The sequence below is a fragment of the Bartonella sp. AA81SXKL genome, assembly GCF_042196945.1.
Taxonomy (GTDB): domain Bacteria; phylum Pseudomonadota; class Alphaproteobacteria; order Rhizobiales; family Rhizobiaceae; genus Bartonella.
On record NZ_JBHIRH010000007.1, the window covers coordinates 60958 to 74207 of the forward strand.

4 protein-coding genes and 1 rRNA gene are annotated in these 13250 nt (G+C 37.4%); all 5 read right to left on the bottom strand.

What is annotated here, in order from left to right; all coding sequences use genetic code 11:
• Positions 1-25 precede the first annotated feature (25 nt).
• The 5 genes from rrf to ACFINZ_RS05340 all read right to left on the bottom strand — a co-directional run bounded on the left by rrf (position 26) and on the right by ACFINZ_RS05340 (position 12474).
• A 5S ribosomal RNA gene (rrf, locus tag ACFINZ_RS05320) occupies positions 26-140 on the bottom strand.
• Positions 141-1488: 1348 nt separating this feature from the next.
• Complete coding sequence (locus ACFINZ_RS05325; RefSeq protein ID WP_375701209.1) at positions 1489-4629, bottom strand: autotransporter outer membrane beta-barrel domain-containing protein; 3141 nt, start codon at positions 4627-4629, stop codon at positions 1489-1491.
• 135 nt (positions 4630-4764) lie between these two features.
• Positions 4765-6831 (bottom strand): autotransporter outer membrane beta-barrel domain-containing protein, encoded by a 2067-nt coding sequence (locus ACFINZ_RS05330; protein WP_375651212.1) that lies wholly within the window; start codon positions 6829-6831, stop codon positions 4765-4767.
• 140 nt (positions 6832-6971) lie between these two features.
• Positions 6972-9320 (bottom strand): autotransporter outer membrane beta-barrel domain-containing protein, encoded by a 2349-nt coding sequence (locus ACFINZ_RS05335; RefSeq protein ID WP_375651210.1) that lies wholly within the window; start codon positions 9318-9320, stop codon positions 6972-6974.
• Positions 9321-9951: 631 nt separating this feature from the next.
• Entirely contained in the window at positions 9952-12474 is a 2523-nt protein-coding gene (locus ACFINZ_RS05340) for an autotransporter outer membrane beta-barrel domain-containing protein (protein WP_375701210.1), read from the bottom strand.
• Positions 12475-13250: the final 776 nt, after the last annotated feature.

The window sequence follows — 13250 nt, forward strand, 5'->3', positions numbered from 1 at the left end:
TGAGTCTTTTGCTTGCATTTAGCAGATCTGGCGGCGACTTACTCTTCCGTGCCTTAAGGCAAAGTACTATCAGCGCTGGAGTGTTTCACGGCCGAGTTCGGGATGGGATCGGGTGCGTTCACTCCGCCATAACTATCAAGTCAGCAAAAAGCATGAATGATGAAGAGTATGTGATGAATATTGCCTATAAGCTTCATGGAATATTGTCCTTTAAAGTGTGGTGATATGACGCGGTTCGTTGTTTAAATCTATATGCTTGAGATAAAAATTAAAGCGGTTTATTATTTCCTTCTGCTGTTTTTAGTTTTTGTATGTCAGATTGGAGAGAGCATCCAGATCTGAGTGGATATAGTGCGTATATCTTTGTTGGCGTAATATTTGAAATGGGGAGGCAATCTCATTGGGAAAGAATAAAGGGGTAGAAATCAGCTTCCCTCTGTACCGCCGTTCTTTAATTTAGCTTTATGTCTTTCAAAAGTATCTAAAGCACTATCTGTTAAATAATGAAGATTCCGCATTGTTTCACGCTTTTTTTATTGTGTTTTTTACTGCGGGCATGTCCTTCATGCACGACAAAATACTCAAAATAGAATGGATTTGTTATTCCTAATTCACGTCCTTGTTTTAAAGAGATATCTAAGCCCTCAAGTCTATTTCGTGATGGTGTTTGTGGGGCGCAACGACATCTTTGATGCAACGGTGCTTGTGAATGGTATAATAAGAAAGTTTCCATGGAAATAATATAAAATCTATAGGGTGCGACCATCTTTATGCTTAATAAAAGAGCAAGTTGATATTGTTATATTTTTCAACACTATCATATTCTTTGTTTGATCCCAATGTTGCTCCAGCCCTTGGCACTTGAGATAGTTCATTAGAGGCATTTTTAATCCTTTCTTAATAGTTTTTTATCCCTATGGCTCTTCCCCCTTGTCACTTGTAAGAGATATGGTTTTTGTTGATTCAACATAGAACAGGTCTAAAATGAAAGAATCTGACGATATTCTGGATTCTCATTTAACATGGAAAACAATTAATTGTCTTTATAAATCAATATCTTGTCTTATAATGGAGCTGCTGTAGCATTGAGATTTTAGAGGAAAAACATGCCTTTAAGAATTTATACCAGATACTAGTCTTTATAGCAGGTATATTAAATGTACATCATCTAAAATAAATGGAGCGTCCACAGCGAAGAAGGGGCTGACTTTTTTTAAATTGGCATGAATGCTTATTCTGTTGTGCTGTAAAAACATCATCGCTTGAGGTGTGGTGATAATATAAGACATAAAATTTTATGCATGGGGTATTTTGATGAGAGAATGTTATGGTATTCAGTCTTTTATTCAATATGCAAAAGAAATATTATAAGTCAAAATCTTCTTTGATGTGATAATGATTTTTGAGAATTTAAAAAATATATAAATTTAAATAAAAAAGCAGCACTTTGTGCTGCCTTTTTTATTTAAGTTAAAATTAACTTCTGCTTTAGAAAAGATAACGTATTCCGCCAGACAAATTGGTGCCAGATACACCGGCTTTTTGCAGTTTTTGCCGATAGCTGATATCGGCGTTTAGTACGATATTTTGAGAAAGATATGCATTCACCCCCATGCCTCCCTCAACTGAAGAGCCGGTAGGATCAACATGAAAGGTATCAGCAATTTTTATTGTTTTACCATCGCCAAAAGTTCTGATAACATTCATTTTACCATAGAAGGAAACAGCCTTGTTTTCTTCAACAGCCATTATCGTTTTTGTTAAACGTCCACCAAAACGGATCAACCATTGATGTGGATTGCCCATGTCTACTTTTAAGCCATTGGTATCTGAGAAAATATCAAACATGAGATTTTGATAAATGAATTGAGCTTGTGGTTCAAAGACAAGCCCTTTTGTATCCGTTGCTAATTTCTGACCAATGGTTGCAGATATATTAAGCATCTCGGTACCATCCAATTTTGCGGCATTCCCAACAAGAGCTGTGGTAATATTTCCTTTTAAGGTTCCGTAAGAAAGAAGAGCGTTGACATATATACCATTGCTATGCTGGATGCCGCTATAAGCGGTAAGTGACCATTTATCAAGCGTTGTCTTTTCAGAATCTTGCATCTCTTTTGGCGTAAAGGCAAGCTTTCCGTACGTTCCTAAAAGACCAAAATGTGCGCTTATGTCTTTGCTTTCTAAGGCGGCTAATATGCCCCCTAATTGTAAGGCAGTATAGTTTACATCAGCACCATAACCATAGTGCAGTGGATCGCGGTTGGAAGATAGGGTGACCTTCTCGCCGTAGGAAGAGAAAAAGATACCATTCTTTTTATTGTCTTTTGCCCCAAATACTGTTGTTCGCATATTGTCTAACAACGTGTTTTGATTGTTTGCATCAGTAAATCCAGCAGAAAATAAAGTATTAGATATGGTTAAATAGTTTGCTACCTGTGGTAAAAGGGCTCGAACTTTTTTATCCTTATCAATGTAGGCATTTTGTAAGCGGAAATCCCAGAAATCACTATTCTTCTTGCCAAAAAGATTTTGGCTCTCATGAGATGTTCCAGGCTTATAGCCTGTGAGTACATATTTATAAGGTTGTTTCCCTATTGTCATATAGTTTCCTGCTAACGTGAAGGAATTTTCATTCGCTTGTCCGGAAACTTGAATGATTGAAATCCCATGTGTCCCTAAAGGAAGTGACGCCATGCGTTCTTCCCAAACAGCAGAGCTATCGGTTTGGAGATTGATGTGCACAAAAGTACTTCCTGAGACATCACCATTAATCACAATGCGATCAGTTTGTTGTTCCGTTATAGGAGAATGTTTATCCCATTGAGTGTTTACATAAATCTCTGCAAGACCCGCTGTACTATAAACCGCTGCTGTGTGAGTTGTTTCGTCTTCTTGCGAAAGATTAGGTCCTATAAACAGAGTTTGATAATGTCCCTCAATGGGCTTGTCAAACATAATAGCACTGTTTGTAAGGTGCAATTCAGAAAGATTAGAGTATGATTTTTCATCAACACCAAACTGTCTATAGTCATTTAAAATATTATCATTATTTGTGGCATTTTTATTAGCCTTTACAAGCCATTTCGTCCTCTCTTTTAGATCAAAAACTGTTCTATTATCTTTAGAAGTTCTTACACGACCTTCTAAAGAAGAGTGGTCTGCAACTAATGTAATGGTGTTTGTGGAGGCACTTTCGTTCTTGATATTTTTTAATAAAATATCGGCATGAACTTCTGAATTTTTAAGGTTGACTTCCCCGTTTATGCCTGTTCCATAAAGGTTGATACCGCTACCATGTTCAACGAAAAGCTTTGTATTCTCTAGGGTTACTTTATCAGCAATATTGGCTACATCTTGTTCTTGAACGGCATTGGTGTTCCTTTCAGCATTGTGTGTATATCGTTTTCTAGGGGCATTATACGGATTGTTGCGGAAAATAATACCGTCTGCTTCATAATTTCCCGTGACATGGACGCTTGAATCCTTAAGTTTGATTGTGCCCTCCATGTTTACCAAACCAGCTGTTTCTGCTGTTACAGTAATGCCTGTAGCATCAATTTCTCCACCATCTGATACGCTTAGTGCAACAAAACGCGCATCAACTGTTCCCCCTATCATATTGACTTTTGAATTATTTCCCTCTGCATGTACAGCAAAACTATTGTCTTGAATTTTTTTATTATGTAGCGTTATGATCTCACCGTTTTTAGCTTCAACTCCAGCGCTTATATCCTCAATTTGTGTAGACTTTTCAGGTTGTTTTATTGGTGATATTGTTTTTTCAATCTCTGATTTTTCAGATATTTTTTGTGCATATGAAGATTGCACTGGCGCTGGTTTTGCAGATTTTGGTGGTACCAGTAATGCTGGTTTTTCAGTTTCTACTCTTAAAGATATTGGTTGTGCGAGTTCTGGTTCATTAGATGTTGGTATTTGCTCTGTTGTTGGTTTTGTAGGTTCCGTGCTTGTAGGTTCAGACTTTGTAAGTGTTGGTTGTAAATTCGGTGAAGGTTGTGTAGGTTCTGGCTGTGAAGACACAGCAGAATTCGATAGTGTTTTTTCGCTGGAAGAGTCTGCAGAAGAGGAGGGCGCCCCTGAACGTCTTCTAGATTTTGCTTCCATTCTTGTTGTTGAAGATTGTATAATAGGAGTGTTTTGTGTTGTAGGGTTAGATTGTACACCTTCTGTAACTTTAGTCTTTGGTGTTTGTGTACTTCCTTGACTAAGATCAGAGTTTTGTTTTGAAGAAGAAATTATATTTCCAGCTGAATTTCCTTCAAGTTGTGTTTTGGGAGGTAGAGTGCTTGTAGAAGTAGGCGTTGTAAGTTTACTTCCTGTAGAAATAGGGCTTGCGCTCGTTCTTGTGGAGCTAGGTGCTGTAGGGGGAAGGAGGCCATTAGGGGTTGAAGATGGATATGATGGCATAATTCGCCCGATTCCATCATATGGATCTTTATACGGATCAAAAACTCCGGATAGATTTATTTGTGACTTGACACGAGCAGGTTGTAGAGAAGAAGAATCTATCGTTGTTGATGGATTTGTACTATGAATAGCATAAGACAAACCGCTGGAAGAATAAAACAGAACTCCGGAAACTGTGTATAGTAAGAAGCTTTTTTTCATATGGATGTATTCCTAAAATATTTCCCCCTCTCTCATAAAAAGTAAAACTTTGACCTCATTATGTCTCTTTTGTAAGAGACAAAACGAAACATAATGAGATCTCTTCATATTTCAAGATAAGGAATACAAGTATTTTTAAAAGTGATAGCGTATTCCAGCGGAAATATTTATTGCAGAGATGCCAGCTTTTTTGAATTTATGTTGATAGCTGAGATCACTATGAAGCTGAATATTTTGTGATAAGTGTGTGTGAATACCAAAACCACCTTCGATTAAAGATCCCATAGCTGCAAGCTGAAAATTTTCACTAAAAGTTTTGATCATATTCAGTTTGCCGTAGAAAGAAACAGCATGTCCTTTGTTTTGCGTTAAACGTCCGCCAATACGGAGCAGCCATTGATAAGGATTACTTATGTCTATTTTAGAGTTATCGTCATCTGAGAAAGAGCTCCTATCTGATAAAGAACCAAGCATGAGACGTTGATAAACAAGTTGTGCTTGCGGTTCTAGGATTACACCTTCCAAACTGGTTGACAGTTTTTGACCAACAGTTGCAGCGGCTCCTAATGTTTTACTATTCTTCACTTTTGAGGTATGTTTGATGAGAGCTGTAGCGTGATTTTCTTTGAAAATTCCATAAGAGAGAAAGGCACTTGCATAGATGCCACTGTCATGCTGAATATTTCCATATGCGGTGAGTGACCATTTATCAAACATATTTTTTTGAAAGCTCTCCTTGTTTTTAGGAGTAAAAGACAGTTTCCCATATGTTCCGAAAAGACCAAAGTTGCTGCTGATATTTTGATCTTTTAGCGCTATTAGTGTTGCTCCTGCTTGCAATGCAGCATAGCGAATATCTGCTTGGATACCATCTTGTTTTGCTTGAACCTTAGAAGAAAAGGTGCTTTTATTGCCATAAGATGATAAGAAAACGCCTCTCTCTGGATGATCTTTGGGTTCAAACATTGTTATTTGCATATTGTCTAACAAGATATTTTGATTGTTGACATCACTAAACCCAACAGCAAACATCGCAATAGGCATGGTTAAAGAACTTTCTCCTTGTGGTGTAAGAGTTGTGCTTTTGTCTGTTCCATCAAGAGAAGTAGAAGCTGCGGTTGCTTTATCATCATCTGTAAGTTTAGAGGTGCTCTCTGTCGCAGCGGTAGCGGTATTCTCAACCTTTGGGAGCAATTTCATATGCGCTTTTTCTGATGTATTAAGAGTCGTTTTTGATTCCGAGGAAGTGGTGTTTGTTTGGGGATCAATATCAGATTGCGAATTTTCATTTATTTTAGGCTGTCTCATTCCATGATCTGTTCTTGTGAATGAATTGTCCTTGTGTTGGGCAGCAACATGAGCGGGTGGTAATTTATCACTAGCGCGTCTTTGTTTTGTACTGGAGTCAATAAGAGGTTGTTTATTCTTTTCAGATGCAGGAGGGGATGTTTTTTCTTTTCTCTCCACGTTGGTTATTCCATCCGCGTTCAAAGTCTCTAATACTGCTTTGCGTAAAGTATTGGAAAGTTCCTTGTTTTGTCCTTGTAAGGCAGTATCCACTTGTGCCGCCTTATGTAATATTTCTGCTGTATTTTGCAGTTTGTGCCAATCACGATTGTCTTGGCTTACCCATTGTTGGTGTGCAGCATTAACACGCTGTTGGTTATCAGCTTCAAGGATTGCTGCCGCCTTTACGGCATCGGAAACTGCTTTGTCGTAGCCACGTAATAAATTTTCTCTTGTTTTTAATCGATTCTGACGTAATTGTTCAAGTTTTGCTCTGGCTTGCATCATGATTTGCATATCTTGATGGTGTTTGTTTGCCATGGCTTGGGCACGTATATTATCCATTTCACGGTTCACCACGTTTATATGAGCACCAGAACCATAACGACCTGCACCTGCAAAAGAGCTGTTAATCGTATCTCTTACACGATCCATATGATTTTCAAGTGCTTGGTTGAAGTGCGAATTATCCTCCATCATGGCGCCAGAGGCTATCTTTTCAAGATTTTTTTCTGCTTGTGTTGGTGTGTTTATTAAATCAATAGCACGGCGATATTGTTCAGGTAATTTCATAATCCCTTCAATGGCATGGCGTTCCTGGGGGCTTAGAGCAGAGGCGGTGCTGGTAGATGTGAAGTTAAAAGAAGAAAAAAATAAAGCACAAGCGGCTGTACATAACAAAAGATTCTTATGCATAGAGATGTTCCTTAAGATATTTTCTTTATTTTGCTAAAAATGAACCACTTTTTGACACATTACGGTTTTTTGTAATGTAGTTAAGCAGCACTGTTTTCATCTCAGCGCTGCTTATGCGTCAAAATAGAGAGCTAAGATTTCTAAAAGCGATAACGCATTCCTCCGGAAAAATTAATTCCAGAGAACCCAGCTTTTTGAAGTTTATGTTGGTAATTAACGTCAGCATGAAGTGCGATATTTTTAGAAAGCTGCGCGTTAATGCCAAGCCCACCTTCAAGGGAAGAGCCCATAGAATCGAGATGGAAAGATTCCATAACATCGATAGTGCGCTCCTCACCAAAAGCTTTGATGACATTCAATTTACCATAAAAAGAAAGAACACGATCTTTTTCAATAGGAAGCATTGTTTTTGTTAAACGCCCTCCAATACGGACCAACCATTGATAAGGGGGCTTTATATTAACTTGGAAGCCATCAATATCTGAAAGAGTGCCAAAGGCAATATGTTGATAAATAAGTTGTGCTTGTGGTTCAAAAGACAGCCCTTCAACACCAGTTGCTAGTTTTTGTCCAACGGTAGCTGATATATTTAATGTATCCGTATTGTTTAATTCTGTGGTGTTGCCGATAAGGGCTGTTGTAATATGTCCGTTTAAAATGCCGTAGGAGAAAAGTGCATTAATATAGAGACCATTGTCATGGTGGAGATTCCCATATACCGTAAAGGACCATTTATCCAGTATGCTTTTGTCAGAACCTTCCATGTCCTTTGGCGTAAAAGCGAGCTTTCCATATGTGCCTAAAAGACCAAGATTCGCGGTTATATTTTGATTTTCTAACGTTGTTAATGTCATGCCTGCTTGTATAGCAGCATAGTGAACATTAGCACCATAACCATATTCCAATGGACTACGGCTGGAAGATAACGTCATCTTGTTGCCATAAGTCGATAAAAATATCCCTTTTTGTTTATGACCTTCTAATCCAAAAACTGTTGAGTGCATATTATCTAACAGTGTATTTTGATTGTTTATATCAGCCAAGCCAGAGGAGAATATTGCATTATGCATAACCAAATAGCTTGCCATTTGAGGAACAAGAGCTTTGATTTTTCCTTCATCATCAAGAGTCGCATTTTGTAGACGGAAATCCCAAAACTCTTCACTTTCTTGCAAGAGACTTTGCTGTTTGTCAGCTCTCCCACGGCTGGATGTTGGTCCATAGCCATTTAATACATATTTATAGGGCAATCCACCCATTGTAGTGTAGCCATTTGCCAGCGTGAAGGCGGCTTCCTCTGCTTTTCCAGACACCTGAACAAGTGAGAGACCACGCGCATTCAAAGGAATTGAAACTTCATCATTATCGAATGGTTCTGCACGCTTTGAAAGATTGTTGAAATAGATCGTTGTGGTGCCTGAGACATTACCATGAACGAGAACACGGTCAGTTTTTTGTTGTTCTTTTATAAGACCATTACTCCATTCGGTATTAAAGTAAATCCTTGCGTTGCCCAATGCATTGTAAACCGTTGTTGCATCGAAGCTTCTGTTTTGCTCTGCTTTTGCAGCTTCAGCTGTTGGCTGTTTTCCCACATGCAAGGTTTGATACTGATTGTCTGCTAGTTTATGCGGCGCATTAAATGTAATAGAGCTATTATTAAGGTTCAATACTGAGACAATAGACTGTGCACGTTGTTTAATATCAGTGAGCAAGTATCCTTTAGAGCTGTCAAATTCTTTGTCTACTTCAAATTGACTAATCTTTAGGGACCACTTGCTGTTATTATTGAGAGTAAAAATCGTTGTATTTTGAGGTAAAGTCTTTGCTCGTCCTTCTATAATCGAATTGTCAGCGCTTAATATAAAAGTGCGAGGATCGATATCTTTTGAGTTTTCTGGGATTTTATTTTTTAATAATATATCAGAACGAATTTCTGAACTTTTAAGTTCTACCTCAGCAACAGATTTTGCATAATCTGGTCCTAGAATACCAATACCATTTTCAACAAGAAGTTTTGTGTTGGTAAGAATTGCTTTATTGATAACTTTTTCGCCCTCTTTTACTTGGGAACTTGGGATGTAATCAAAAAGGATACCACGACTTTTGTGATGTCCGGAAACATTTATGATTGAATCTTCAATATGGATGATGCCGTTTGAAATTTCTAAACCACGGGAATTTGATTTTCCTACAGTTTTTTTAGCATGAATACGTCCACCTGTTGTTGCGGTAAATAAATTTGAGTCTGAACGCATTGTTGAATTTGTAATGGTGATAAAGGCTTTGTCATCAGCAACCACTGTTGTATATGCGCTGCGGATAAAAACGTTATTAAAGGTTTTTTCTTCTCCTGCTTTATCCGCACGAGCCATAACCATTGTAGGAGCTGATGTATTTGCATAAGTTGAACCGAAATGAGAAAAAATCAAAGTTCCAGCAATTGTACATAACAAAAAATTTTTCTTATAAATATATTTCTTACACATAGATATGCCTTTAGTATTTGGTATGCTTTGATGCTTACTTCATTCCCCTGATGGCGCAAGTACCCAGACAGTTTCTATATCATTATGTTTTTATTGTAAACAACAAAACGAAATATTACGTCCTGTTCTTTATCGTTTAAAAAATGATTTTAGAAGAGTTTTTAAAATAGAGATTGCAGTTAGCAACTATGAATTGCAGAAAAGCTAATTTAATAAGTCTTCCGTTTAAAAGTGTTAAGAAACAAAATATTTTGCAAGGATGTTTGTTGCTTAAGGCTGTTGTTATGGAAACTCTACAAAGTTTTTGGAGAAGCTGTTGTTGTGTGCTTACAAAAAGCTTTTAATTGATTTTCTTACACAGAGAATTATTTATTACGTGTTTTAAAATACAAAAAAATTTATTAAAAGCATTTGATTTTTATAAATCAAAAAGGCAGCTCTTTTGAGAATTCAGTATTCATTCAGAGATAACAGATTTTGTTACATTTGGTTTGAGTGAGATTAATTGGCTCAAGAAAGGTGGTAGAAAGAATCGTTATTGACGCTTCTTTCCGATAGATTGTAAAAAGGCAGCATATTTGTACTGCCTTTTATTAAAATGAATAGAATATAAATTGTTTTTTGCGTTTTCTTAAAACTGATAGCGTATTCCGCCTGAAAAGCTTGCTCCGGATATACCAGTTTTTTGAAGCTTATATTGATAGTTAACATCAGCATGAAGGGCGACATTTTGTGATAATTGTGCATTTACACCAAATCCACCTTCAAGGGCAGCTCCCATAGAATCAAGGTGGAATGGTTCACCAATCTGTATCGTACCATTGTTAGAAAAAGCTTTAACAATATTCAATTTACCATAGAAAGAAAGAGTACCGCCGTTTTCAATAGAAAGCTTCGTTTGCGTTAAGCGTCCACCAACACGTACTAAGTATTGATAAGGATTTCCCATATCCACATCAAAGCCATCGACATCTGAGAGTGTGCCAAGCATGAGGCGTTGATAAACAAGTTGTGCTTGTGGTTCAAAGACCAATCCTTTCCTACTGGTTTCGAACTTTTGTCCAATGGTTGCTGATGCACTGAATGTATCAGCATTTTTCAACTCTGCAGTCTTTCCTATGAGAGCTGTGGTGATATCTCCCTTGAGCATTCCATAGGAGAAGAGTGCATGGATGTATATCCCATTATTATGGCGCAGCCCACTATATGCAGTAATTGACCATTTATTGAGTGTACTCTTGTCAGCACCTTCCATGTCTTTAGGGGTGAAAGCTAATTTCCCATATGTTCCTAAAAGACCAAAATTAGTGGTCATGTTTTGGTCTTCTAGAGTTGCTAATGTAATGCCTGCCTGTAAAGCTGCATAGTGAATATCGGCACCATAGCCATATTGTAATGGCGTACGGTGAGAGGATAATGTCATCTTATTTCCATAAGTCGAGAAGAAGACTCCTTTGTTTTTATGATCTTTTGTCTCAAAGGTGTTTTCCTGCATCGAGTTGAGTAAAGTGTTTTGATTGTTTATATCAGCCAGTCCAGCTGAGAATAGTGCGTTAGGCATGGACAAATAGCTTGCCACTTGAGGAACGAGAGCTCTGATCTTTCCTTCATTATCGAGAGTCGTATTTTGCAAGCGAAAATCCCAGAAATTCTGATTTTTTTCCAAGATGTTTTGTGCGTTGTTTGCTTGTCCAAGGGATGATGAACCGGTATTTTGCGCTTCTTTCTCTTTTGGTGAAACACCTTCAATCATTGTTCCTGATGCTGATATCGTGTAGATTGTGTAGTCTTTGAGGGTATTTTCTTTTGATTCTTGTGATATTCCGCTAAAATGACTTTGTGTGCTATCGGCTGTCCCATGGCTGGATGTTGGACCATAGGCTTTGAGTATATATTTATAGGGCAATCCCCCCATTGTGGTGTAGCCGTGTGCAAGTTTGAAGGAACCTTCATTTGCATTTCCAGAAACTTGAATGAGTGAAAGACCACGCATATTTGAGGAAACAGAATCTTCAGCTTTTAATATCTCACCTTTCGCAAGGTTCTTGATATGGACTGTTGTGCTGCCTGATACATCACCATGTATAAGGAGGCGGTCAGCTTTTTGCTGTTCTTTTACTAGACCATCACTCCATTCAATATTAAAATAAATTTTTGCATCGCCTGTGGCATTGTAAACTGTATTATAAGTGCTTTCTATATCGGGGATTGTACTTCCCTCAGGTCTACGAACCTCAGCTGTTCGCCCTACATACAAGGTATGATAATGATCTTTTTCCCGCCCTTGTGGTGTCTTAAATATGATAGAACTATTATTAAGATTCAGTACTGAAACGGTAGAAAGGGCTCGTTGTTTAATATCACTGAGCTCATAGTTAAACACATTAAAGTCAGTATCGACTTCCTCTTGAGAGGTCTTTAAGTACCATTTGCTCTTGTTATTCAGAGTCAAAACCGTTGTATTGACTTTTAAAGTTCTTGCTCGTCCCTCTATTGTTGAATTATCAGCGGTTAATGCTAAAGTTACAGGAAGAGTATCGTTGTCATAATATTTACGTTTTGTTTTATTTCTCAATAATACGTCAGATCGAATTTCTGAGTCTTTAAGTTGAATTTCAGCAACGGCTCTTGAGCAGTAGGGACCAAGAATACCGGTACCGTTTTTCACAAGAAGTTTTGTATTGCTAAGAACAACCTTATTGACAACTTTTTCTCCACTTTTCAGTGAAGAATCTTTTGTTTCATAAAAAACGATACCACCGGCACCTCCTCGTTGGACGGTTATGGTTGAATCTTCAACGTTGATTATACCATTCTTTGTTTCTAAACCTTTGTACACTGTATTTGCTTTAATTTCTTTAGCATGAATGCGTCCACCTGCTGATACAGAAAGTGCAGACATTTCCGTGTGTATTGTTGATTTTACAATTGTGATAGCTGCTTTATCATGCGCTAATATTCCAGGTCCTTTATCGCGGACAAGAACATTATTTAAAGTCTTTTCTTCTCCCTTATTTAATTCAATCTTTCCCAAAATTCTAGGAGTTTCAGGAGCTGATGTATTTGCATAAGTTGAACCGAAATGAGAAAAAATCAAAGTTCCAGCAATTGTACATAACAAAAAATTTTTCTTATAAATATATTTCTTACACATAGATATGCCTTTAGTATTTGGTATGCTTTGATGCTTACTTCATTCCCCTGATGGCGCAAGTACCCAGACAGTTTCTATATCATTATGTTTTTATTGTAAATAACAAAACGAATTATATTGATGGTGTTCTCTATGATTTGAAGTTTTGCTTCAGAAAAACTTTTTTCATGATCATAAAAAGTCGAGAAAAGTGGATTTCATAAAACCTAGCTTGGTTAAGCTTATGCTAAATGCACTATGAAGTATGATATTTAAAAATTGTCTATTAAAGATAATCGCTATAAAAGCTCTATAGTGTTGAGATGTATTATTTGATGCACTAACCAAAACGATCAGCAAATTTTTTCTGCTATAAGAAGAAGAGATGAGGGGGCTATTCACAGGCTTTCTTTAAAGAGGCTAAGGGTACCAAAGTCCATTTTTCTAAGGAAGCACAGCCCATTTCGCGATGGTGTTCATGAATGCTATAACGCTAAAGCCATAGAGTCCCATCATCTTTACGCTTACGAAGGAGCAAGCCCGTCACACATTTTGCTAGCTCCCAATGTTTGTGACAAGCCCTTGGCACTTGAGGCAGTCCATGAGAGGAATTCTCAGGCTTTTCTTATATAACTTTTCTCCACACGCCAGCCCTGCTTGTAACGTGCAAGAAAATTTTTAATTGATTCAACATAAAACAAGTTTGAAATGAGAGAATCCTACGATATTAGGGACTCTCATTCAATATGCAAAACAAAGAATTATCTTTATAAATCAATATACTGTATGGAATGAGA